This window comes from Catellicoccus marimammalium M35/04/3 (assembly GCF_000313915.1).
GTDB classification, from domain to species: Bacteria; Bacillota; Bacilli; order Lactobacillales; family Catellicoccaceae; genus Catellicoccus; species Catellicoccus marimammalium.
Genome location: NZ_AMYT01000002.1, coordinates 14,184 through 37,172, shown reverse-complemented (window position 1 = coordinate 37,172; position 22,989 = coordinate 14,184). Strand labels below are relative to the sequence as shown.

Below are 22,989 nucleotides of genomic sequence, written 5' to 3'. Positions count from 1 at the left end.
CCTCCTTAAATTATTTTTCAGTTACTACAACTGTAATATGACTTGTACGTTTGTTGATTGCTGAAGCTGAACCTTTCGCACGTGGACGGTAACGTTTCATAGTTGGTCCTTCGTTAACGAAAGCTTCTGTTACTACTAAGTTTTCAACATCTAAATCATAATTATTTTCTGCGTTCGCTACTGCTGACATTAAAACTTTTTCGATAATTCCAGCAGCTTTGTTTGGAGTATATTTCAAGATTGAAATTGCTTCTCCAACTTTTTTACCTCTGATTAAGTCAATAACTAGACGTGCTTTGCGAGGTGATACACGAACTGTTTTAGCAGTTGCTTTTGCACTTGTAATTTGTTCCATTTACAATGTCCTCCTCTCAAAAATTAACGTTTAGTTTTCTTATCGTCAGCGTCATGTCCACGATAAGTACGTGTTGGAGCAAATTCTCCTAATTTATGTCCTACCATATCTTCTTGGATGTATACAGGAACGTGTTTACGACCATCATAAACAGCGATTGTATAACCGATGAAGCTTGGGAAAATAGTTGAACGACGAGACCAAGTTTTAATTACTTGTTTCTTTTCTAGATCCTTTTGTGCTTCCACTTTTTTCATTAAGTGTTCATCGACGAAAGGTCCTTTTTTCAGACTACGGCTCATAATGACCCTCCTTTAATTTTTATCCGTTAAGCAGCCTGCAAATAATTATTTACTGTTACGACGACGTACAATAAATTTATTTGATTTTGCTTTTTTGTTACGAGTTTTGTAACCAATAGCTGGTTGTCCCCAAGGACTAACTGGAGCTGGACGTCCGATTGGTGCACGACCTTCACCACCACCGTGTGGGTGATCGTTAGGGTTCATTACGCTACCGCGAACTGTTGGACGTTTACCTTTCCAACGGTTACGACCCGCTTTACCGATATTAATTAATTCATGTTGTTCATTACCAACAGCACCGATTGTTGCACGGCATGTTGCTAAAATCATACGAACTTCGCCTGAGTTTAAGCGAACTAATACGTATTTACCTTCTTTACCTAATACTTGAGCGCTTGTACCAGCTGAACGGATTAATTGTCCACCTTTACCTGGTTTCATTTCGATATTGTGGATAACTGTACCTACTGGAATGTTTGCTAATGGTAAAGCATTACCTACTTTGATATCTGCATCTGGACCAGATTGAACTTTCATTCCTACTTCTAATCCTTTAGGTGCTAAGATGTAAGCTTTCACACCATCTTCGTAATGAAGTAATGCGATGTTTGCTGAACGGTTTGGATCGTATTCGATTGTTTTAACCGTTGCTACTACGTTATCTTTGTTACGTTTGAAGTCGATAACGCGGTATTGACGTTTGTGACCGCCGCCTTGATGACGAACAGTAATGCGACCGTTGTTGTTACGGCCCGCTTTGCTATGTAAAGGTTGTAATAATGTCTTTTCAGGTTTTGATGTTGTAATTTCAGCAAAATCTGAACCAGTCATATTACGACGACCATTTGAAGTTGGTTTGTACTTTTTAATAGCCACGTAAATTCCCTCCTATTAATAATTATTATTCAGCATCAAAGATTTGAATATCTTTTGAATCTGCTGTTAAAGTAACGATCGCTTTGCGACGTTTGTTTGTATATCCTGCATAGCGTCCCATGCGTTTCATTTTTGGTTTAACATTCATAATGTTAACTTTAGCAACTTTTACACCAAAAGCAGCTTCTACTGCTTGTTTTACTAATGTTTTGTTCGCACGAACATCTACATCAAAAGTGTATTTTTTGTTGTCCATAGCTTGGAAAGAAGCTTCTGTGATTACTGGGCGTTTAATTACATCTAGTAATTCCATTATGCAAGCACCTCCTCAACTTTATTTAGAGCAGCTTGAGTCATTAACATTTTATCTGCTGATACAACGTCTAATACGCTTACGTTGTCTGCGAATACAACAGATACATTTGGTAAGTTACGAGCAGATAACATTGCTGTTTCATTTTCGTTTTCTACCACTAATAATGTTTTAGTTGTAACATCTAAGTTTGCTAAAACTTGTTTGAATTCTTTAGTTTTTGGTGTTTCGAAGTTTAATGCATCAACGATTACCATTTTGTTTTCAGCTACTTTTTCTGATAATACAGATTTAATCGCTAAGCGACGAACTTTTTTAGGAAGTTTGTAGCTGTATGAACGAGGTGTTGGTCCGAATACAACACCACCTCCACGCCATTGTGGTGAGCGGATTGATCCTTGACGAGCACGACCTGTTCCTTTTTGGCGCCATGGTTTACGGCCACCACCGCTTACTGCACTACGGTTACGTACAGCGTGTGTACCTTGACGTAATGAAGCACGTTGCATAATGATTGCATCATATACAGCGTTTTCGTTTGGTTCAATTCCAAAGATAGCGTCGTTTAAAGTAACTTCACCATTTTGAGTTCCATCTTGTTTAAATAATGCTACTGTTGGCATTCTATTTCCTCCTTCCTTCTAACTATTTAGCAGCCTTTACAGCTGATTTGATTTGAATTAATGATTTTTTAGCTCCTGGTACATTACCTTTAACTAAAATTACGTTGCGTTCTACATCCACTTTAGCAATTTCTAAGTTTTGGATTGTAACACGGTTACCACCCATACGACCTGCTAAGTGTTTGTTTTTGAATACGCGGTTTGGTGCAACTGGCCCCATTGAACCAGGACGACGGTGATAACGAGAACCGTGTGACATAGGTCCACGAGATTGTCCGTGACGTTTGATTACACCTTGGAAACCTTTCCCTTTTGTTGTACCCGTAACATCAACGATGTCACCAGCTTGGAAAATATCCACTTTTACTTCTGATCCTACTTCTACGTCTCCAAGCTCTGCATCTCTGATTTCTCGAATGAAGCGCTTAGGAGCCGTGTTAGCTTTTGCTACATGACCTTTCGCAGGTTTGTTCGCTAAAACTTCACGCATATCTTGGTAACCTAATTGAACTGCGTCGTAACCATCATTTTCCATTGTTTTCACTTGTAAAACTACGTTTGGAGTAGCTTCGATTACAGTTACAGGGATTAATTCACCAGATTCAGTGAAGATTTGTGTCATTCCTACTTTTTTCCCTAAGATTCCTTTAGTCATGAGTACACCTCCAAATTTAATAATTATAATTTAATTTCAATATTAACACCGCTAGGTAGATCTAATTTCATTAAAGCATCTACTGTTTTTGGTGTTGGATTTACGATATCGATTAAACGTTTATGCGTTAACATTTCGAATTGTTCGCGAGAATCTTTATATTTGTGAGTCGCACGAATAATTGTATATAAAGAACGTTCTGTTGGTAAAGGAATTGGTCCTTTAACATCTGCTCCTGTTCTTTCTGCTGTTTCTACGATTTTTGTTGCCGCTTGATCTAAAATGCGGTGTTCATACGCTTTTAAACGAATACGAATTTTTTGTTTTGCCATTTGTTTCCCTCCTTCGCCTATTTTCACAACTAGACTAGCTCCACGAAAATTTCCGACACCCTTCACGTGGCAAAGCGTCCGGGCGTGTCGCAACCTCTCGCATCCTCGCCGAAGAATGTGGCCCTTTCGCCGCTATTCTCCAGTGTTCTCTCTTTCAAGTAACACCTTTTACATTGTACTAAATCTTCAATATTTTTGCAACACTTTTTGTAAGTTTACAAAATCTTTTTCCAAAAGTAAAGAGACTAAGGAAAATTCCTTAGTCTCTTTCGTTTATTCTTCGATTTTTTCTTTTGAAGTAGAATAAGTAATAAAGAAATATACTCCATATAATAGAAGAAAGACGATTAAAATTTTAAAGAAATAAGAATAAATTCCGATTCCACGACCAAATAAAATAGAAATAAAATTCAATAGTGGTAATACATATAGTGATTGATACACTGCTAGTACGGCAGGTACAAGGAAGTAGATCATAATCGTGACAAAAAGAGTGTGTCGTCTTTGTTTTTCTGAACTGCCAATTTGTTTTAAAACTTGATAATCTTTTTTCACTTGATCATTTCGCATTAATTGTTGAATGGACAAAATGACTAAGCCACAAATCAATAACACCAATCCAATAAAGATTCCAATATAAGCTGCAGTCAAGCCAAAAGTATACGTCTCGTTAATTACCCATTGACGACTGATACATTCGAACAATTCATCATCTGGATCATAATGATTTCCGATGAGATCGAAAACCTTTGAAATCATTGCATCTTGCTTTTCTATCGTCGGAAAATTGAAATTAAAATAAGAAATCGTCGCCTTTTTATTTTTTAGATATTGATCAGGAACGACTAGATAGAGTACCTCTCCACCACTCATTCTTCCACAATTATATAAAGGTTCACAGTGATAACGTAAGTCTTTATTGTGCAGTTCTTTTTTATCTAACGTGATGACCGCATTTTTCTTCATTAATTTTCCAATTTCTTCTTGCATTCCTACCATTAAATATTCATCAGAACTTAACTTCGTTTCTTTTTCTCCTCTTGATTTTTGATAGCTATGATAAGAACTCAATGGAATCAAGGATACTTTTTTTAATCCGTAAGTAGAATTAATACCATGGAAAGAGTAAATTTTTTCTAATAATTCCTTTTTCGATGGATTTTCATCGATAAAATTCGTAAATTTAGGTCCTTCATTTTCATAAATACGAATATAATTATAGCTAGAAGTATATTGATCCAGTTTTAATTTAGGAGAAAAAACATATTTTTCTGTGCCATTGTTGGCGTAATCAACCATAGTAATATCATACTGACTACATAATTTTGTTCCCTCTGTAAAGCTCTTTGTCAAACTAATTCCACCAATTAACATAGAAATAGAAACAAATAGTAAAATGCAAGTAAAACTCATTGAAATAAAAGTTTCGCTAAACGATTGATCTAATTTTTCAATAAAATATGGATTCAATCCACGATAATAGAAGCGAGATAAACGTTTGATGATTACAGAGAATAAATGAGAAAATCCATAAAAGAAAAGAAAAATCCCAATTATTCCTAATACAATGGATCCAGTTAATTTACTTATAGAAAAAATAGGACCTGGTAATTGGCAAGCAAGATAATCCGCAAAAGAAAAAGAAGCAATTCCTAATAAACCAATAGAACCATAGATCCAAGGAGATAATCTCTTTTTCACTTTTACCTTCTGGTCTTTTTTCATCCAAGCAATCACACTATCTTTTTTGATTTCATATAGATTCGCTAAATATAAAAGGAAAATCATAAAGAAGAGAAGAATTCCGGTTAGAAAAGCACTATTTTTAGAAAAAATAAAATGGAAATGAATGGGAACAGCCGAGTTTTCAAACAATCGATTAGTAAAAAGTAATAAAAGATAAGAACTGACTCCTCCAATTAAAATTCCTAGGCCAAAAGCAAACGTAGTTAATAAAAGATTTTCTAAAAATAGAATTTTCGCAATTTTTCTTTTTCCCATCCCCAAAGTAAGATAAACCGAAAATTCTTGTGCTCGTTGTCGAATCATATAGCGATTTGCATAAATTAATAAACAAGCAAAAATACCCATCAAAATACAAGAAAGAAAAAGCATAGTGATTTGGATACTTGTTACCCCTGTAAAATCACGAATAAAATAAGGTTTTAAAAGTTCTTGATAAGGAATAGCATTGAGACTATAAATTAAAACCACTCCAATAATCAAAGTGAAAAAATAAATGGAATATTGACGAAGATTCTTGCGTATATTACGCCATGCTAGTTTAAAAGACATCTTCTCCGCCTCCAATCACCGCAATCACTTCTAAGATTCGTTGGAAAAATTGTTCTCTTGTATCGTTTCCTTTTTCAATTTCACTAAAGATCTTGCCATCTTTAATAAATAAAATTCGTTGTGCAAAACTGGCAGTAAAAGCATCATGAGTAACCATTAAAATCGTTGCTTGGTTTTCTTGTTGTAATACTTCCAATTGTTCTAATAATTGATAAGCAGATTTGGAATCTAATGCTCCTGTTGGTTCATCCGCTAAAATCAAATCTGGATTTTTAACCAAAGCTCGAGCAGCAGCCACTCGTTGTTGTTGTCCTCCCGATAATTCTGCTGGATATTTCCCTAATATCTCTTGAATCCCTAATTGTTGAGCGAGTAAAGAAATACGTTTTTGAATCGTACTTGGAGATTGATTTTGAATCGTTAAAGACAATGCAATATTTTCGTAAGCTGTCAAAGTCGATAATAAGTTATATTCTTGAAAGATAAATCCTAAATGTTCTTTGCGAATTTTTTCTAATTTTCTTTCTTTACGATAATCAATTGCTTCTCCGTTTAAACATACCGTGCCACTCGTTGGACGTTCTAACGTCGCAATACAATTTAAGAGTGTACTTTTCCCTGAGCCACTAGGGCCCATAATTCCCACAAATTCTCCTTCTTCCACAGAAAACTCAATATTTTCTAGTGCTTTTGTCATTTGTGATTTATTACCATAATATTTTTCCAAATTTTGGACACGTAAGCATTCCAAAACCATCACCTTCCCTTACTTTTTTCTTTATTATAAAAAAAGAAAAAAAGAGCTACCATCGAAGTTTCAAACAAAAGATGACACTTTTGTCACTTAGAAGGTAGTTCTTTGATAGATTGGAAAATGGAGAGTTATAGTCGTTCCTTTTTCCACTTCAGAATCTGCGGTAATTTTGATGTTTAATTGTTCAGCTAATTGTTCACACAAATAAAGTCCTAAGCCTGTCGCACTTTTGGTCTGTCTTCCTTTTTCACCGGTATATCCTTTTTCAAAAATATGCGGTAAATCTTTAGCAGAAATCCCTACTCCATTATCTATAATTTGAATTTGTTGCTCTTTTTTTGTTTCTAAACAGACAAAGGTTAATGTAGGCTGTTCCTTTGATCGATACTTCCAACTATTTTGTAAGATTTGCTTGATAATAAATTGAATCCATTGTTTATCTGTACGTAAAGGAAAACTATTTTTCGGTAATTGTAAAGAAAATCCCGCTTGAATCAGTTCAAAAGCCATGTCTTGAATACTTTCTTGTAATAAAGTGACTGCGTCGTAAGTTTGGATGTGGTAATCTTTATGCACAAACGTTCCTTTGGCACAAAATAATGTCTGTTCCACAAAAAAATTCATCCGTCGCACTAAAGGATAAACATTTTCTTTTGTTAAATGCTCGTTTTCGCATAATAATTGTAAAGAAGCAAGTGGAAGTTTAATTTCATGTACCCATAATTGGATGTAGTTATAATATTCTTCTTTTTCTTTGCGCTCTTTTGCTAGCAACGTATGATAATTTTCTGTCATTTCTTCTAAGTAATCATTTGTTTTTCTAGCCGCAAAAAAGGTAGGTCGACTCGTAAGTTCCCCCATTAAATAAGGTTTGTCACATTCCTTCATTCTTCGATCCATTTCTTGATAGTATCGTTTTTGACGAAAATAATGTCTAAAAAATGAAAGACCTAGTGGAAGAGTTAAACAACACCATAAAAAGAAGATATCCCCTCGATTAGACCATAAACTATCGCTCACAAAAAAATAAAGGACAGTTCCTAAAAGATAGGACCAAAGAAAGGATTGATTGGTTTTGATATATTCTTTCCACGTCATAAAATAATATATCCTTCCCCGCGTTTCGTTTGAATGCAATCTTCAATGCCCATTTCTTTTAAATGTTTTCGCAAGCGATTCACATTTACGGTTAACGTATTATCATCGACAAAAGAACAATGCTGCCACAAATGATTCATTAATGTTTCTCTTTGGACCACTTTTCCTCTATGTTCAAGTAAAAGACTCAAAATTAAATGTTCATTCCCTGACAAAGACCACGTTCCTGAATCACAAGAAACTTCATGCCGTTCTACTTGATATTCAAAATTAGGACCTAATAATTTTCGTTCATTTTTTTGATGATTGGTTCTAGCTAGAACTGCTTGAATGCGAGCTAATAAAATTTGAGCATGAAATGGTTTTTGAATATAATCATCTGCTCCTAGCTGTAGTCCCAACAATTCATCCATTTCTTTTTGACTACTTGTTAAAATCATAATTGGCATATTGGAATTTTTACGAATTTCTTTCATCCAATAAAAACCATCAAATTTAGGTAAATTCAAATCTAAAAGTAATAAATCGCCTTCTAGTGCTAGGACCTCGGTTAGAATATTTTCAAAATCAGTTAAAACCTTCACTTGGTAGTTATAACTTTCTAACAAACTTTTGATTTCTTCTCGAATCACCACTTCGTCTTCGACTAAAATTATCGTTTCCATATCTCCCTCCTTCTTTTTGTATTATAACAAAAAAAGAGCCAGGAAAATCCTGACTCTTGAAAAATCCAATTAAGCTTCGATTTCAGTAACCATTCCGGCACCAACTGTACGTCCACCTTCACGGATAGATAATTGAGTACCTTGTTCGATAGCGATTGGGTGAATTAATTCAACTTCGATAGTAACGTTGTCACCAGGCATTACCATTTCAGTACCTTCTGGTAAGTGGATCATACCTGTAACGTCTGTTGTACGGAAGTAGAATTGTGGGCGGTAGTTATCGAAGAATGGAGTGTGACGTCCGCCTTCTTCTTTAGTTAAGATATAAACTTCCGCTTTGAATTTTGTATGAGGTGTAATTGTACCTGGTTGAGCTAATACTTGACCACGTTCAATTTCATCACGGTTGATACCACGTAATAAAGCACCAACGTTGTCACCAGCTTCAGCGTAATCTAATAATTTACGGAACATTTCTAAACCAGTAACAGTTGTTTTAGTGATATCTTCTTTGATACCAACGATTTCTACTTCGTTACCAACTTCAACGCGTCCACGTTCAACACGACCAGTAGCAACTGTACCACGTCCTGTGATTGAGAATACGTCTTCGATTGGCATCATGAATGGTTTGTCGTTATCACGTTCTGGTGTTGGGATGTAAGCATCAACTTCATCCATTAATTTTAAGATGTTAGCTTTTTGTTCTTCGTCACCGTTTAATGCTAATAAAGCAGAACCAGCAACTACAGGGATATCATCACCTGGGAAGTCATATTCAGTTAATAAGTCACGAACTTCCATTTCTACTAATTCTAATAATTCTTCGTCGTCAACTTGGTCAACTTTGTTTAAGAATACAACGATGTATGGAACACCTACTTGACGAGATAATAAGATGTGTTCACGAGTTTGTGGCATTGGGCCATCAGCAGCTGATACTACTAAGATAGCTCCGTCCATTTGAGCAGCACCAGTGATCATGTTTTTAACGTAGTCTGCGTGTCCTGGGCAGTCAACGTGTGCGTAGTGACGGTTAGCTGTTTCGTATTCTACGTGAGCTGTTGAGATTGTGATACCACGTTCACGTTCTTCAGGAGCTCCGTCGATTTGGTCATAAGCCATAGCTTCAGCTCCACCTTGTTCTGCTAATACAGAAGTGATAGCTGCTGTTAATGTAGTTTTACCATGGTCAACGTGGCCGATTGTACCAATGTTAACGTGTGGTTTAGAACGGTCAAATTTTTCTTTTGCCATTATAAATTTCCTCCGATAATGTAATTATTTTTATATGTTGAAATCACAGGGGACAAGCGAGGCTCATCCCCCGTCATTCAAGCTACTTTTTAGGTTTGAATTTCGCCCTAAGGCTCTCATTCATTTTTTGATTATAACACAGAAATACTAAAAAGAAAATAAAGGTAAATCTGTGCCTTTATAAAAATGAAAACTTAAGAATTATTTAGCTTCTCCGCCGTTTTTCTTAATGATTTCATCTTGTACAGATTTAGGAACATCTTCGTAATGATCGAATGTCATTGAGAATGTACCGCGTCCTTGTGTTGCAGAACGAAGTGTTGTTGCATATCCGAACATTTCTGCAAGTGGAACCATCGCATGAACGATTTGTTGAACTCCACGAGCTTCCATACCTTCAACGCGTCCACGACGAGCTGTAACGTGACCCATAACGTCCCCTAAGTTTTCTTCTGGAATTACAACTTCTACAGCCATAATTGGTTCTAAGATTACTGGGTTAGCTTTCTTAGCAGCTTCTTTCAAGGCTAAGCTTGCAGCTACACGGAATGCTGTTTCGTTTGAGTCGACATCGTGGTAAGAACCATCATAAAGTTTTGCTTTGATGTCTACTAATGGGTAACCAGCTAATACACCGTTTTCCATAGCGTCTTTCAATCCAGTTTCAACTGCTGGAATGTATTCACGTGGAACTACCCCACCGACGATAGCGTTTTCGAATTCGAATCCTTTACCTTCTTCGTTTGGTGTGAATTCAATCCATACGTGACCGTATTGACCTTTACCACCAGATTGACGAACGAATTTACCTTCCGCTTGAGTGCTTCCACGGAATGTTTCACGGTAAGAAACTTGAGGAGCACCAACGTTTGCTTCAACGTTGAATTCACGACGTAAACGGTCAACGATGATATCTAAGTGTAATTCACCCATACCAGCGATAACTGTTTCACCAGTTTCTTCGTTTGTTTCAGCACGGAATGTTGGATCTTCTTCTGCTAATTTTTGTAATGCAATACCCATCTTATCTTGGTCTGCTTTTGATTTAGGTTCAATCGCAACTTGGATAACTGGTTCTGGGAATTCCATTGATTCTAAGATTACTGGGTTTTTCTCATCACATAATGTGTCCCCTGTAGTTGTGTTTTTCAAACCAACTGCAGCAGCGATATCCCCAGAGTAAACTGTAGGAATTTCTTGACGAGTGTTTGCGTGCATTTGTAAGATACGACCTACACGTTCACGTTTGTCTTTTGTCGCATTTAATACGTATGATCCAGCATTTAATGTACCAGAGTACACACGGAAGAATGTTAAACGACCTACGAATGGGTCAGTCATAACTTTAAATGCTAATGATGAGAATGGTTCGTCGTCAGAAGCTGGACGTTCTACTTCTTCGTCTGTTCTTGGAACGATACCTTTGATTGCAGGGATATCTGTAGGTGCTGGTAAGTAATCAATAACCGCATCTAATAATAATTGTACCCCTTTGTTTTTGAATGCAGAACCACATAATACTGGGTAGAATTCTACATTGATTGTTGCTTTACGGATAGCAGCTTTTAATTCTTCTTCAGTGATTTCTTCACCTTCGAAGTATTTTTCCATTAAATCTTCGTCTGTTTCAGCAACAGCTTCGATTAATTTTTCGCGCCATTCATCCGCTTGTTCTTTGTATTCATCTGGAATTTCAGTTTCTTGAATTTCAGTACCTAAATCGTTTGTGTAGATTTCGGCTTTCATTTTCACTAAGTCGATGATTCCAGTGAAGTCATCTTCTGCACCAATTGGTAATTGGATTGGATGAGCGTTTGCGTTTAAACGATCATGTAATGTACGTACAGAGTATAAGAAGTCTGCACCTAATTTATCCATTTTGTTGGCGAAAACAATACGAGGAACACCATAAGTTGTTGCTTGGTTCCATACTGTTTCTGTTTGTGGTTCTACCCCAGATTGAGCATCTAAGATTGTAACCGCACCATCCAACACACGTAATGAACGTTCAACTTCGACTGTGAAGTCTACGTGTCCTGGTGTGTCAATGATGTTAACACGGTAGCCTTTCCATTGAGCTGTTGTCGCAGCAGATGTAATTGTGATACCACGTTCTTGTTCTTGTTCCATCCAGTCCATTTGTGAAGCACCTTCGTGTGTTTCACCGATTTTATGGATTTTACCAGTGTAGTATAAAATACGTTCTGTTGCTGTTGTTTTACCAGCATCGATGTGGGCCATGATTCCGATGTTACGAGTTTTTGCTAAACTAAATTCTCTTGCCATGTTCATCACCCTTGTAAGTTATTTTTTATAAAGTAGTGAAAAAGATTGCCACATAGCAATCTTTCCCTAATATTACCAACGATAATGTGCAAATGCACGGTTAGCGTCAGCCATTTTATGAGTATCTTCACGTTTTTTAACAGAAGCTCCTGTGTTATTAGCAGCATCCATAATTTCTTTCGCTAAGCGTTCTTCCATTGTGTGTTCACCACGAAGACGAGCATAACTTACGATCCAACGTAATCCTAAAGTTACACGACGTTCTGGACGAACTTCAACGGGAACTTGGTAGTTAGAACCCCCAACACGGCGAGCTTTAACTTCTAATACAGGCATAACATTTTCCATTGCTTGGTTGAAAACTTCTAATGGGTTGTTTCCTGTTTTATCTTTAATAATTTCAAAAGCATTATAAATAATGCTTGATGCAGTACCACGTTTACCATCGATCATTACACGGTTGATTAAACGAGTAACCATTTTTGAGTTGTAAATTGGATCTGGTAAAACGTCACGTTTTGCAACTGGTCCTTTACGAGGCATCCTATTTCCTCCTTCCAATCAATAATTTTTTGTTTCAGGTTCCTATTATTTAGGACGTTTTGTACCGTATTTAGAACGGCTTTGTTTACGATCAGTAACTCCAGCTGTATCTAGAGCACCACGTACGATATGGTAACGTACCCCTGGTAAGTCTTTTACACGTCCACCACGGATTAATACAACGCTGTGTTCTTGTAAGTTATGACCAATACCTGGAATATATGCTGTAACTTCGATTAAGTTAGATAAACGTACACGAGCATATTTACGTAACGCTGAGTTAGGTTTTTTAGGTGTCATTGTACCGACACGTGTACATACTCCACGTTTTTGTGGTGAGTCCACGTTAGTTTGAACTTTTTTGAAGCTGTTGTAGCCATGGTTCAAAGCTGGTGAATTTGATTTAGTTAACTTAGATTTACGAGGTTTACGTACTAATTGGTTAATTGTAGGCATTCCCGTTTTCCTCCTCTCTCCATTCATTTCTAAACACACACATCCCGGTGTGTCATTTTTTTCGAATAAAAAATAATGCAGAAACTGCATTCAAATGCTCCTGTTAATAAAGCACCTACTAAATGTTACCATTTATCATTTTTAGCGTCAACTATTTTTTATGGAATCTTGGCAAAAATTATTTCCTTCTTCTTTTCATTGGTAGAAGAGAAGATAAAAATAAAAGGGATTCTTGACAAAAAAGCAATCTTTTATTTATAATAACAAAGTAATGTCATAGTAGCTCAGCTGGATAGAGCATCCGCCTTCTAAGCGGACGGTCGGGGGTTCGAATCCCTCCTGTGACGTATCTTTTACTCGCAGTTGCGAGTTTTTTTTCTTTTACAAAAGAAAAAGGACGACATTTCCGTCGTCCTTTTTTTATTTTTTCTATTCGTTCATTAATTTGTCTGCGTCTTTAACAATTGTTTTAATTTCAGATACAGCTTTCTTTTGTTCTAAATAGCTTTTTACTTTAGAATCATCATCATCTAATTTAGCTAAAGTATCATCTAATGCATCCACTTTATCTGCAATTTTATCGATTAATTTAGCTTGTTTTTTCGCTACATCGTCAAAAGCTTTTTCTTCTTTTGCTTCTGCTTTTTCTTCTTCTTTGCCGATTTTATTTTCTTCACGGATGATTGCACGAATTTCATGTAATGCTTTTTCTTGTTCCATGAAATGTTTTACTTTGCTATCTGTATCTTCCATTTTGTCTAATACACCATCTAAAATAGAAATACGATCTGCAATTTTGTTTAATAATTTAACTTCTTTTGCTACATAATCTGTCATCATTATTTCCTCTTTTCATTAATCTCTTTACACTCTTAATATAACGCAATCTTGTTATAGAATAAAGCAAAATGCTTATCCATCTTCTCTTGTACTTACAGATAAGAAACGACCATATTCTTTAATAAATGCTAACTGAACAGAGCCACGTGATCCACTACGGTTTTTCTCAATTAACACTTCAATCAATTGATCCTCTTCTGTCGTTTCTTCCTCTTCATCAATATCGCCACTTGGCGTTCTTTCTTGATGTAAAAAAGCGACAATATCAGCATCTTGTTCAATTGCCCCTGACTCACGAATATCACTTAACATTGGACGTTTATCATTTCGTTGTTCGACTCCACGAGATAATTGAGAAAGTGCCAACACAGGAACATGTAATTCTTTGGCTAATTTTTTTAATTGACGAGAAATATAGGATACTTCTTGTTGGCGGTTTTCTTTTCCGCCCCCTTCAATTAATTGCAAATAGTCAATCACAATCAAACCTAAATCTGGATTTTCTTGCAAAACACGTTTACATTTTGCACGAATTTCTGAGATTTTAATCCCTGGCGTATCATCAATATAAATATCTGCCTTTGATAACTCCTCAAAGCACATTCCTAGTTTAATCCATTCTTCATCCGTTAATTGTCCAGAACGTAGATGATAGTTAGGAATCATTCCTTGAGCGGCAATCATACGCATGACAAGTGATTCTCCACCCATTTCTAAACTAAAAATCGCTACAGGTAAATGTTGTGTAACCGCCACATTTTGCACAATGTTTAAGGCAAAAGCCGTTTTTCCGACCCCAGGACGAGCCGCTAAAACGATTAATTCATCTTCGTGTAATCCAGTCGTCATCCGATCCAAAGCAGGATAACCTGTAGACAAGCCAGTAATCATCCCATTTTGCTTACTCATTTCTTCAATTTGCACCATAACATTGGACATAATATCGCCCACTTTACGCATTGCTTGATGATCACGGTGCTCAGAAACTTTCATAATACGACTAGAAGCTTCGTCCAAAAGATCAGTTACATTGACATTTTGTTCATAACTTTTTTGTTGGATAATCGTTGCTTCACGAATTAAAGAACGTAGAGCACTTCGTTCTTCAACGATATTTGCATAGTAATTAATATTCGCTGCAGTCGGAGTCGTATAAGACAATTCTGTTAAATAAGGGATATCTCCTACTTCTTCTAACTGATGCTTACGTTCTAACTTTTCTCCCAAAGTTACTGGGTCAATATTTTTCTTCTCATCATTTAATTCCTTCATCGCTTGGAAAATCAATTGATGAGCACGTAAATAAAAATCACTTGTATCAATATAACCAAGAGCGTCAATTAAAGATTCATTATTTAATAAAATTGCACCAAGAACCGATTTTTCCGCCTCAATATTATGCGGCAATACAGCTTCTTGTGCTTCCTTTTTTACTACCTCTTCTGCCATTATTGTTCTTTCACGTGAACGGCTAATTTCGCAGTAACACCTGGATATAATTTCACTTCAATATTTGTATAACCTAAGGCTTTAATTGGCGCAGGCATATTCATTTTACGTTTATCAATTTTAATTTGATGTTGTTCTTCTAACGCATGAACGACTTGTTTTGAAGAGATAGAACCAAAAATACGTCCATCTGCTCCTGCTTTTGTTGATAATACTACTTCAAATCCTTCAGTTTCCATTTGCGCTTTTAATTTTTCTGCTGCTGCTTTTAATTCTGCTTCTTCACGAGCATGTGCTTTTTGTTGTCCTTTTAATTCAGACATTGCAGCAGAAGTTGCTTCTTTTGCTAGTCCTTTTTTAATTAAAAAGTTTTGTCCATATCCATCCGATACGTTTTTTACTTCTCCTTTTTTTCCTTGTCCTTTAACATCTTGTAATAAAATGACTTTCATAATTGACCTCCCTAAGCTTTTTGGTAAATATCTTCTACCAAATTCTATTTTCATTTTATCATATTCAATTCTCATATTCGTATAAAAATAACCCCCAAAAAAACTTTTGGGGGTTTTCTTTAATCTGCCCAAGCAGAAGTTGCTGGTGCATTATTTGTTACATTTTGTTGATTACCATTTTGTTGGTCATTTACTGATTGATTAGTATTTTGTTGTGGAGCATTATCATAAGATACTACAGAAGCTGAGGAGGCTGAACTACTTTGGGTTGTCCCACTCATATTCGTTGGTGTTTCCCAAGTATTTCCTTGACTCTGTTCTTGACTTGAACTACTGCTTGTGTCTTGTGGCATCTCTCCACCTTCTTCAGCAGAAGCTGGTGTTGCTTCTCCATTTTCCACCATATGTCCATCTTTTTGTAAGTTTTGACGAATCGTTTCTGAATCTTCACTCAATGGAACATTTTGATTACTTGTATAGCCCTTAACGTATAATGCATCACCAATACGAACTACATCATCTGGTTGTGTCCAATCTTTTACTGGTTCATTTTGCATCATATAGCTCATCATATTACGGTAAACTAACTGAGAGTTATGCGCATATTCTGGCGCAATAGAATGGAAGTAGTTTGTATATCCAGACCAAACAGAAATACAATAATCCGTAGTATAACCAACAAAGGTTACATCTGGCACTCCTTCTTTATCACCAATGATGCGATCTTTAACTTTGTCTTCATAGTTAGAAGTTCCTGTTTTCCCAGCTTGGATAATTCCAGGAATACGAGCATACGTACCTGTTCCTTGATTGATTACACCTTTTAGCATATCGGTAATCATATAAGCAGTAGCTTCAGACATCGCGCGTTGGCCTTTACTTTCAATTTCTTGTTCTTCACCATTGGCAAAGACTACTTTATTAACGTATGTTGGTTTATAGTATGTTCCACCATTCGCAAAGGCTGTGTAGATACTTGCTAGTTTTAGAGAAGACATATCTTGTGAAATCGCACTCGCTTGGTTAATTCCACCAGCAATTTCATAATCAAATCCTGTCTTCAAGAATTTTTCTACTCGGTTTGCGCCAACTGCATCGAAAAATTCCATCGCTGGAACGTTACGTGAATCAATCAATGCTTGTTTCATCGTCATTGTTCCTTTGTAAGTTAAGTCATAGTTTGACACTTTCTTACGTGTATCTGAATAGTAATACGGTTGATCTACCACACGTTTAGCGGTTGAATAATGTAAATATTCAATGGCCGGTGCGTAATCGGTAAATGGTTTTACCGTTGAACCAACGTCACGTTTTCCATCTACTGCTAAGTTTTGTCCTTGTTGAACTTCTTTTTTCACATCGCGATCTCCTAATTGAGCAACGACACGACCATTATTAACATCCATAACTGTCGCAGCAGATTTCATTTCATCACCTTTTTCATGTGGATCATCCACTGGATAAGGTACGATCGAATTATCATTCATAATTTGATACAACTGTTTTTGTGCATCTAGGTCTAAGTTAGTATAAATGTCCATTCCGACAAGATATGGATTTTTTCCTGTTTCTTCTTCGACCTCTTTTACGGCTTGTGTCACGTAGTTATCTAACAATTTCGTTTGCTTATCTTCTTGTTTTAATGGTTTTAAGCCATCTTTGATGGATTCTTTTTCTGCTTTTTCATATTCAGCTTTTGTAATCTTATCATTTTCATACATTGCTTTTAAAACCATATTACGACGAGCCGTAGCTTCTTTTGGATGGGTATATGGATCATATAGCGTTGGTGCTTGTGGCATACCTGCTAATAAAGCGGTTTGCGCTAAGTCTAAATCATCCAATGATTTTCCATAGTACGCTTTCGATGCCGTTTGCATACCATATAATTGATTATTCATATACACCTTATTGATGTAGTAATCTAAAATTTGATCTTTTGAAACTTTTTGTTCCAATTGAATCGATAACCAAGCTTCTTGGACTTTACGTTTCAACGTTTGGTCTTGTTCTTTTGTTGAGAAGTAAGATAGCTTAATTAATTGTTGGGTTAATGTACTTCCTCCTTGCAAGGCATTTCCTCGAATATTTGAGAATAACGCTCCAGCAATACGAATTGGATCTACCCCAATGTGATTATAGAAACGACGGTCTTCAATAGAAATAATCGCTGATTTCAATTGTTGAGGAATCTCATCGGTTTCTATAGTATCTCTTTGTGAATCCCCTAAAGTTTGTACCAACTTTTTATCTTTATCATAAATTTTTGTTGCTGGTTGTGCCTCTAGTTTTGATTCATCCAATTTTGGCGCAGTCGCAATATAGTAAGAGAAAAGTCCTAATACACCCAAGACGCCAATACAAAATACCACTAGTAAAGTAACAAATATATTCCGCACAACGTGGCGTTTTTTCTTTTTACCCATAAACTCTCCTTTATGCTTCTTTGATATTAATTTGTGCTAAATAGTCGACGTAAGGAATACCACCAATGGTACATTCCCTCCCTTTTTCTTCAATGACGGAAAAAGGAATTGATTTTCGACCGTTTTTTTGGTTTTGCCAAAATTCATCTAAGATTTCAAAATCGAGTAAAAAACAACGCTTCCATTCAGAAAACCATAATAAAACAAAACAAATCCCCCCTTGTTTTGTGCAAGCACGCATGTGTTGAATTTGGTGCTCATGGAAATTTTTTAATGGGAAATTAGTCTTGTTTTTTGTCGCTTTCGCTTCAAAGTCGATATATCTTCCTTGATATACTCCATTGTAGTCGGTGGTAGAAGCTTCCGTAAAATAAGCTTCTGTAATCTTTGCCGCACTCCTTTTTGGATAATCCACTTTGACTAAGCGAATCGGAGTTGGTTTTTTATGAACTACAGCCAACTGATGTTGCAAATAATATTCATTACTTTGATTAATCATTTCCTCAAAGCGCATTCCACGTCGGCCATAGTGAATCGTTTGTTTTTTTACCGTCGATTCTCTCTTTGGCTGAGTAATTCCAGAGGGGTAACGCATAACGTTCCACTCCTTTCTTTTTATTATAACAAATTTACTCCTTAATTTTGGTCCTCTTTTCATTTTTAATCTAATTGAAAACTTTTCTTTTTCAAATTGAAAAGTGTACAATAATAATAGCATAAATGAAAGAAGGTTTTTGTATGAACTTAAAAGAAATCGCTGCCCGCAAAGCTGCTGAATTTGTGGAAGATGGCATGATTGTTGGTTTAGGAACAGGCTCAACGGCTTACTATTTTGTAGAAGCACTTGGGGAACGTATGAAAAAAGAAGGATTAAACATTGTAGGAGTAACGACTTCTCATGCGACTGCAAAACAAGCAGAGGCTTTAGGAATTCCTTTGAAATCCATCAATGAAGTCGCAAGTGTAGACTTAACCGTAGATGGTGCTGATGAAGTTGATCGTAATGGTCAAGGAATTAAAGGCGGTGGTGGTGCCTTACTTTATGAAAAAGTAGTGGCTACTTATTCAAAAACCTATGTTTGGATTATCGATGAAAGCAAAGAAAAAGAATATTTAGGAGCTTTCCCTCTACCAATTGAAGTCGTCCCTTATGGTAGTGAACGTTTATTCCAACTTTTTGTTGAAAAAGGAATGGAACCTACTTGGCGTAAAACAGAAGATGGAAAACTTTTTGTCACAGACGGTGGACATTTCATTATCGACTGTCACATGGATAAAATTCAAGATCCTATCACTCTAGCAAACGAACTAGATCATCTTACTGGAGTAGTAGAACACGGATTATTCATCAATATGGTCAATGCCATTGTAGTAGGAACAGAACGCGATGGTGCAGTAGTGGTTCAAAATACAAATAAACATAAATAAGAAAATAAAAAAGAAAGTGGGAGACCACTTCCTTTTTTTGTTGTATTTTTAGCGCATAGCTGGGAATAATAATACATCGCGGATAGATTGAGAGTTTGTTAATAACATTACTAAACGGTCAATTCCAATTCCTAAGCCTCCTGTTGGTGGCATACCATATTCCATTGCTTCTAGGTAATCTTCATCCACACCATGAGCTTCGTCATCCCCGTTTTCACGAGCTAAATCTTGAGCTTCGAAACGAGAACGTTGATCGATTGGGTCATTCAATTCGCTATAAGCATTTGCGTATTCATGACCAGCAATAAATAATTCGAAACGATCTGTAAAGCGAGGATCTTCTTCATTTTTCTTCGCTAATGGTGAAATTTCTACTGGATGACCATAAACAAAAGTTGGTTGAATTAATGTTTCTTCTACATATTTTTCAAATAAGTCATTGATAACTTGACCGTAAGACATTGTATCTTCTACTTCAATACCATGTTCTTTTCCGATAGCACGAGCTTCTTCATCTGTCATTTGTTGCCAGAAATCTACTCCTGTTGCTTCAGAAACAGCATCTACCATGTGTAAACGACGCCATGGAGTACCTAAATCAATTTCATATTCACCGTAAGGAATTACAGTTTTTCCTAATACTGTTTGTGCTGCATTTTTGAAGATTCCTTCTGTTAATTCCATTACATCTTCGTAATCTGTATATGCAGTATATACTTCCAATAAAGTAAATTCTGGATTATGAGTAGTATCAATTCCTTCGTTACGGAATACACGACCAATTTCATATACTTTTTCCATTCCACCAATGATTAAACGTTTTAAGTGTAATTCTAAAGCGATACGTAAGTAAAATTCCATATCTAACGCATTATGGTGAGTAATGAATGGACGAGCAGAAGCTCCTCCGGCTTGGTTATGTAACACTGGAGTTTCTACTTCTAAGTAACCTTGTCCGTTTAAGTAGTCACGGATAGATTTAATAATTTCACTACGCATGATGAATTTATCAAAACTTTCACGATTAGAAATTAAATCTAAATAACGTTGACGGTAACGTTGTTCTACATTCGTTAATCCATGATATTTTTCTGGTAATGGACGTAATGCTTTTGATAATACAGTTAAGTGAGTCGCTTTAACAGATAACTCTCCTGTATTTGTTTTCATTAAGTGACCTTTTACTCCTAAGAAGTCTCCTAAGTCTGCTTGTTTGAAAAGTCCATAATTTTCTTCACCGACACTATCTTGACGAACATAAATTTGTAATTGTCCTGTGCGGTCTTGTAAGTGAGCAAATCCAGCTTTCCCTTTTCCACGTTTTGTCATTACACGGCCAGCAATTTGTACTTCAATTTGAGCTTCAGCTAATTCTTCTTTTGAAGCTTCATCATATTCTTCATGTAAAGTTTTAAAATCATGACTACGTTCAAAACGACCACCAAAAGGATTGATTCCTTCTTCTTGTAAGTGAGCCATTTTTTGACGACGAACCAATAATTGGTCATTCATTTCTTCTAACGGTTTGTTTTCGCTCATTCTTTTTCCTCCATTAAAATGTTGTATTCTTTTTCAAATACCTCTCTCATATTCTAACATTTGATAGTAATGAAACCAATAGTCTTCTATTGATTTGACAGTTGTTTCGCTAAAAAGTCATCCAAAATTGCTTCCATTTCTGCTTGTGTCTCTGCTTGGTTTAATAAGACTTTTGTTTTAGAAGCACGAGGAATTCCTTTCAAATAATAAGCTGCATGTTGTCTAAATTCACGACAAGCTAGGTTTTCACCTTTTAAGGCAATTAAACGACGTAAATGCAATTTCGCAGTATCAATTTTCACTTCTAAACTTGGTTCTTCTACGATTTCCCCAGTCTCTAAATAATGACAAGTACGATAAATCATCCATGGATTTCCTAATGCTGCTCGACCAATCATTACCGCATCACAACCTGTTTCATCTAACATTCGTTTTGCATCTTCTGGAGTACGCACATCACCATTGCCCATAAATGGAATATTAATATTAGCTTTTACTTTCGCTAAAATGTCCCAATCCGCATGTCCTTCATACATTTGAGCACGAGTACGACCATGCATTGCAATTGCTGCTGCTCCAGCTGCTTCAGCTGCTTTAGCATTTTCTACAGCATAAACATGATCTTGGTCCCAACCGGTACGCATTTTTACAGTTACAGGAATATCAACCGAAGAAGCTACAGCTTCCATCATTTGATAAACTTTATCTGGATCTTGTAACCATTTTGCACCAGCTTCTGCTTTAATTACTTTATTTACTGGGCAACCCATATTGATATCAATAATATCAGCTGCTGTATTTTCTTCTACAAATTGAGCAGCTTCTACTAATGTATCTTTATCACCACCAAAAATTTGTACACTAATTGGATGCTCACGTTCATCAATATAAAGCATATCTAATGTTTTTTGGTTACGGAAATGAATTCCTTTATCACTGATCATTTCACAAACAATTAAGCCTGCTCCAGCTTCCTTTACAGTTACACGAAAGGCAGCGTTACTAATTCCAGCCATTGGCGCAACAACAACGCGATTTGGAATTTCTACATCACCAATCTTCCATTTCATTTCCATTATGCTTCATCCTCTGCTTCTTGTACTTGGGCTAATTTTTGTAATTCTTCTAACTCTGCTTTATCAAATTGATATTTTGAATTACAGAAATGACAAACCGTTTCTGCGCCTTCATCTTCATCAATCATTTCTTGTAAAGCATCGCCACCGATACGAGTTAATGCTTGAGCAAATTTTTCTTTGGAGCAATCACAAGCAAAAGCAACGGGTTCACGATCTAAAATCGTCATATTTTCTTCCCCTAAGATCGCTGCTAAAATTTCTTCTGGTGTTTTTCCTTCATCAATTAAAGTAGAAACGAAAGGTAATTTTGCCAAACGTTGTTCAATTTCTGTAATTGTTTCTTCGGTTGCACCTGGCATTACTTGAATCATAAATCCACCAGCAGCACGAACACTTTCATCAGTATCCACTAAAACAGATAAGCCAATCGCAGAAGGGATTTGTTCACTTGAAGCCATATAATTTGTAAAGTCTTCTCCTAATTCTCCTGAAACAAGTGGCACTTGGCCGACAAAAGGTTCTTTTAATCCTAAATCCTTAATGACAGTTAATGAACCTTCTGTTCCTACTGCTCCACGGACATCTAATTTTCCTTGCGCATTAGAAGGTAAACTTACATGTGGATTTTGAGCATAACCTTTTACTTCGCCTTTGGCATTGGCATCCACTAAAATGGTTCCAATGGGACCATTTCCTTGTACTTTGATCGTCATATGTTCTTGTCCTTTTTGACTTGAACCTAATAATAATCCCGCAATTAGGGTACGACCTAAAGCGGCAGTTGCTGTATTCCAAGTGTCATGCGCTAAATGTGCTTCATTTACTACTCCTGTCGCAGTTACAGCTACGGCACGAATTGTATCGTTAAAGCATAAGGCACGTACTAAATAATCTTTTGTCATAATTTTTCCCCTTTAAATTTTCTTTTTTTATTATAAACGATTTTTTCTTTAGATACACTCA

At 36.2% G+C, this 22,989-nt stretch carries 24 protein-coding genes and 1 tRNA gene; 2 read left to right on the top strand and 23 right to left on the bottom strand.

Going from position 1 to position 22,989, the window contains the following annotated elements:
* Nucleotides 1-10: 10 nt before the first annotated feature.
* The 15 genes from rplV to rpsL all read right to left on the bottom strand — a co-directional run bounded on the left by rplV (nucleotide 11) and on the right by rpsL (nucleotide 12,813).
* Nucleotides 11-355 carry a 50S ribosomal protein L22 gene (gene rplV, locus C683_RS00270; protein WP_009488065.1) on the bottom strand — a complete coding sequence of 115 codons (345 nt, stop codon included), beginning with the start codon at nucleotides 353-355 and terminating at the stop codon, nucleotides 11-13.
* Nucleotides 356-378: 23 nt separating this feature from the next.
* A complete protein-coding gene (gene rpsS, locus C683_RS00265) occupies nucleotides 379-657 on the bottom strand; it encodes a 30S ribosomal protein S19 (RefSeq protein WP_009488064.1) in 279 nt (92 codons plus the stop codon).
* A 45-nt stretch (nucleotides 658-702) separates the two neighbouring features.
* The gene (gene rplB / locus C683_RS00260) at nucleotides 703-1,536 is read right to left on the bottom strand and encodes a 50S ribosomal protein L2 (RefSeq protein ID WP_009488063.1); all 834 of its coding nucleotides are present in this window, start codon (nucleotides 1,534-1,536) and stop codon (nucleotides 703-705) included.
* A gap of 25 nt (nucleotides 1,537-1,561) precedes the next feature.
* Nucleotides 1,562-1,849: a 50S ribosomal protein L23 gene (gene rplW / locus C683_RS00255; protein WP_009488062.1), complete on the bottom strand. Its 288-nt coding sequence runs from the start codon at nucleotides 1,847-1,849 to the stop codon at nucleotides 1,562-1,564.
* The gene (gene rplD / locus C683_RS00250) at nucleotides 1,849-2,472 is read right to left on the bottom strand and encodes a 50S ribosomal protein L4 (RefSeq protein WP_009488061.1); all 624 of its coding nucleotides are present in this window, start codon (nucleotides 2,470-2,472) and stop codon (nucleotides 1,849-1,851) included. The genes rplW and rplD overlap by 1 nt, the downstream gene beginning before the upstream one ends.
* A 22-nt stretch (nucleotides 2,473-2,494) precedes the next feature.
* Entirely contained in the window at nucleotides 2,495-3,127 is a 633-nt protein-coding gene (gene rplC, locus C683_RS00245; RefSeq protein ID WP_009488060.1) for a 50S ribosomal protein L3, read from the bottom strand.
* Nucleotides 3,128-3,150: 23 nt separating this feature from the next.
* Nucleotides 3,151-3,459 carry a 30S ribosomal protein S10 gene (gene rpsJ / locus C683_RS00240; protein ID WP_009488059.1) on the bottom strand — a complete coding sequence of 103 codons (309 nt, stop codon included), beginning with the start codon at nucleotides 3,457-3,459 and terminating at the stop codon, nucleotides 3,151-3,153.
* A gap of 273 nt (nucleotides 3,460-3,732) precedes the next feature.
* A complete protein-coding gene (locus C683_RS00235) occupies nucleotides 3,733-5,754 on the bottom strand; it encodes an ABC transporter permease (protein ID WP_009488058.1) in 2,022 nt (673 codons plus the stop codon).
* Nucleotides 5,744-6,511 (bottom strand): ABC transporter ATP-binding protein, encoded by a 768-nt coding sequence (locus C683_RS00230; RefSeq protein WP_009488057.1) that lies wholly within the window; start codon nucleotides 6,509-6,511, stop codon nucleotides 5,744-5,746. Before C683_RS00230 ends, C683_RS00235 begins: the two co-directional genes overlap by 11 nt.
* Before the next feature lie 87 nt (nucleotides 6,512-6,598).
* Complete coding sequence (locus C683_RS00225) at nucleotides 6,599-7,606, bottom strand: sensor histidine kinase (RefSeq protein ID WP_040388520.1); 1,008 nt, start codon at nucleotides 7,604-7,606, stop codon at nucleotides 6,599-6,601.
* On the bottom strand, nucleotides 7,603-8,271 hold the full coding sequence (locus C683_RS00220; protein ID WP_009488055.1) for a response regulator transcription factor: 669 nt from the start codon (nucleotides 8,269-8,271) through the stop codon (nucleotides 7,603-7,605). The genes C683_RS00225 and C683_RS00220 overlap by 4 nt, the downstream gene beginning before the upstream one ends.
* A 69-nt stretch (nucleotides 8,272-8,340) precedes the next feature.
* Nucleotides 8,341-9,528 (bottom strand): elongation factor Tu, encoded by a 1,188-nt coding sequence (gene tuf / locus C683_RS00215; RefSeq protein ID WP_009488054.1) that lies wholly within the window; start codon nucleotides 9,526-9,528, stop codon nucleotides 8,341-8,343.
* A gap of 201 nt (nucleotides 9,529-9,729) precedes the next feature.
* Complete coding sequence (gene fusA, locus C683_RS00210; protein ID WP_009488053.1) at nucleotides 9,730-11,814, bottom strand: elongation factor G; 2,085 nt, start codon at nucleotides 11,812-11,814, stop codon at nucleotides 9,730-9,732.
* Nucleotides 11,815-11,886: 72 nt separating this feature from the next.
* Nucleotides 11,887-12,357: a 30S ribosomal protein S7 gene (gene rpsG, locus C683_RS00205; protein WP_009488052.1), complete on the bottom strand. Its 471-nt coding sequence runs from the start codon at nucleotides 12,355-12,357 to the stop codon at nucleotides 11,887-11,889.
* Between the two features lie 45 nt (nucleotides 12,358-12,402).
* Nucleotides 12,403-12,813, bottom strand: coding sequence for a 30S ribosomal protein S12 (gene rpsL / locus C683_RS00200; protein ID WP_009488051.1), 411 nt, complete (start codon nucleotides 12,811-12,813; stop codon nucleotides 12,403-12,405).
* Between the two features lie 273 nt (nucleotides 12,814-13,086).
* On the opposite strand from rpsL, the gene C683_RS00195 reads away from it, so the two are divergent.
* Nucleotides 13,087-13,160, top strand: a tRNA-Arg gene (locus C683_RS00195).
* An 82-nt stretch (nucleotides 13,161-13,242) separates the two neighbouring features.
* Here C683_RS00195 and C683_RS00190 read toward each other — a convergent pair.
* The 5 genes from C683_RS00190 to recU all read right to left on the bottom strand — a co-directional run bounded on the left by C683_RS00190 (nucleotide 13,243) and on the right by recU (nucleotide 18,575).
* Nucleotides 13,243-13,653 (bottom strand): hypothetical protein, encoded by a 411-nt coding sequence (locus C683_RS00190; protein WP_009488050.1) that lies wholly within the window; start codon nucleotides 13,651-13,653, stop codon nucleotides 13,243-13,245.
* 72 nt (nucleotides 13,654-13,725) lie between these two features.
* Nucleotides 13,726-15,102 (bottom strand): replicative DNA helicase, encoded by a 1,377-nt coding sequence (gene dnaB / locus C683_RS00185; protein WP_009488049.1) that lies wholly within the window; start codon nucleotides 15,100-15,102, stop codon nucleotides 13,726-13,728.
* Nucleotides 15,102-15,554 carry a 50S ribosomal protein L9 gene (rplI, locus tag C683_RS00180; protein ID WP_009488048.1) on the bottom strand — a complete coding sequence of 151 codons (453 nt, stop codon included), beginning with the start codon at nucleotides 15,552-15,554 and terminating at the stop codon, nucleotides 15,102-15,104. The genes dnaB and rplI overlap by 1 nt, the downstream gene beginning before the upstream one ends.
* A 119-nt stretch (nucleotides 15,555-15,673) precedes the next feature.
* Nucleotides 15,674-17,980, bottom strand: a complete 2,307-nt coding sequence (locus C683_RS00175; protein ID WP_009488047.1) for a transglycosylase domain-containing protein — start codon at nucleotides 17,978-17,980, stop codon at nucleotides 15,674-15,676.
* Nucleotides 17,981-17,990: 10 nt separating this feature from the next.
* On the bottom strand, nucleotides 17,991-18,575 hold the full coding sequence (recU, locus tag C683_RS00170; RefSeq protein WP_009488046.1) for a Holliday junction resolvase RecU: 585 nt from the start codon (nucleotides 18,573-18,575) through the stop codon (nucleotides 17,991-17,993).
* A gap of 143 nt (nucleotides 18,576-18,718) precedes the next feature.
* On the opposite strand from recU, the gene rpiA reads away from it, so the two are divergent.
* Nucleotides 18,719-19,408, top strand: a complete 690-nt coding sequence (gene rpiA / locus C683_RS00165; protein WP_009488045.1) for a ribose-5-phosphate isomerase RpiA — start codon at nucleotides 18,719-18,721, stop codon at nucleotides 19,406-19,408.
* A 48-nt stretch (nucleotides 19,409-19,456) separates the two neighbouring features.
* On the opposite strand, the gene lysS is transcribed toward rpiA, so the two are convergent.
* The 3 genes from lysS to hslO all read right to left on the bottom strand — a co-directional run bounded on the left by lysS (nucleotide 19,457) and on the right by hslO (nucleotide 22,928).
* A complete protein-coding gene (lysS, locus tag C683_RS00160) occupies nucleotides 19,457-20,947 on the bottom strand; it encodes a lysine--tRNA ligase (protein WP_009488044.1) in 1,491 nt (496 codons plus the stop codon).
* 86 nt (nucleotides 20,948-21,033) lie between these two features.
* The gene (dusB, locus tag C683_RS00155; protein WP_009488043.1) at nucleotides 21,034-22,023 is read right to left on the bottom strand and encodes a tRNA dihydrouridine synthase DusB; all 990 of its coding nucleotides are present in this window, start codon (nucleotides 22,021-22,023) and stop codon (nucleotides 21,034-21,036) included.
* Nucleotides 22,023-22,928 carry an Hsp33 family molecular chaperone HslO gene (hslO, locus tag C683_RS00150; protein WP_009488042.1) on the bottom strand — a complete coding sequence of 302 codons (906 nt, stop codon included), beginning with the start codon at nucleotides 22,926-22,928 and terminating at the stop codon, nucleotides 22,023-22,025. The genes dusB and hslO overlap by 1 nt, the downstream gene beginning before the upstream one ends.
* Nucleotides 22,929-22,989 lie beyond the last annotated feature (61 nt).

Coding starts and splice junctions, on each gene's coding strand:
- rplV (WP_009488065.1), bottom strand. CDS start 355: ATGGAACAAATTACAAGTGCAAAAGCAACTGCTAAAACAGTTCGTGTA.
- rpsJ (WP_009488059.1), bottom strand. CDS start 3,459: ATGGCAAAACAAAAAATTCGTATTCGTTTAAAAGCGTATGAACACCGC.
- fusA (WP_009488053.1), bottom strand. CDS start 11,814: ATGGCAAGAGAATTTAGTTTAGCAAAAACTCGTAACATCGGAATCATG.
- dnaB (WP_009488049.1), bottom strand. CDS start 15,102: ATGGCAGAAGAGGTAGTAAAAAAGGAAGCACAAGAAGCTGTATTGCCG.
- C683_RS00225 (WP_040388520.1), bottom strand. CDS start 7,606: ATGACGTGGAAAGAATATATCAAAACCAATCAATCCTTTCTTTGGTCC.
- C683_RS00220 (WP_009488055.1), bottom strand. CDS start 8,271: ATGGAAACGATAATTTTAGTCGAAGACGAAGTGGTGATTCGAGAAGAA.
- rpsL (WP_009488051.1), bottom strand. CDS start 12,813: ATGCCTACAATTAACCAATTAGTACGTAAACCTCGTAAATCTAAGTTA.
- hslO (WP_009488042.1), bottom strand. CDS start 22,928: ATGACAAAAGATTATTTAGTACGTGCCTTATGCTTTAACGATACAATT.
- C683_RS00175 (WP_009488047.1), bottom strand. CDS start 17,980: ATGGGTAAAAAGAAAAAACGCCACGTTGTGCGGAATATATTTGTTACT.
- rplW (WP_009488062.1), bottom strand. CDS start 1,849: ATGGAATTACTAGATGTAATTAAACGCCCAGTAATCACAGAAGCTTCT.
- rplD (WP_009488061.1), bottom strand. CDS start 2,472: ATGCCAACAGTAGCATTATTTAAACAAGATGGAACTCAAAATGGTGAA.
- recU (WP_009488046.1), bottom strand. CDS start 18,575: ATGCGTTACCCCTCTGGAATTACTCAGCCAAAGAGAGAATCGACGGTA.
- C683_RS00235 (WP_009488058.1), bottom strand. CDS start 5,754: ATGTCTTTTAAACTAGCATGGCGTAATATACGCAAGAATCTTCGTCAA.
- C683_RS00190 (WP_009488050.1), bottom strand. CDS start 13,653: ATGATGACAGATTATGTAGCAAAAGAAGTTAAATTATTAAACAAAATT.
- rpsG (WP_009488052.1), bottom strand. CDS start 12,357: ATGCCTCGTAAAGGACCAGTTGCAAAACGTGACGTTTTACCAGATCCA.
- lysS (WP_009488044.1), bottom strand. CDS start 20,947: ATGAGCGAAAACAAACCGTTAGAAGAAATGAATGACCAATTATTGGTT.
- rpsS (WP_009488064.1), bottom strand. CDS start 657: ATGAGCCGTAGTCTGAAAAAAGGACCTTTCGTCGATGAACACTTAATG.
- rpiA (WP_009488045.1), top strand. CDS start 18,719: ATGAACTTAAAAGAAATCGCTGCCCGCAAAGCTGCTGAATTTGTGGAA.
- tuf (WP_009488054.1), bottom strand. CDS start 9,528: ATGGCAAAAGAAAAATTTGACCGTTCTAAACCACACGTTAACATTGGT.
- C683_RS00230 (WP_009488057.1), bottom strand. CDS start 6,511: ATGGTTTTGGAATGCTTACGTGTCCAAAATTTGGAAAAATATTATGGT.
- rplC (WP_009488060.1), bottom strand. CDS start 3,127: ATGACTAAAGGAATCTTAGGGAAAAAAGTAGGAATGACACAAATCTTC.
- rplI (WP_009488048.1), bottom strand. CDS start 15,554: ATGAAAGTCATTTTATTACAAGATGTTAAAGGACAAGGAAAAAAAGGA.
- dusB (WP_009488043.1), bottom strand. CDS start 22,023: ATGGAAATGAAATGGAAGATTGGTGATGTAGAAATTCCAAATCGCGTT.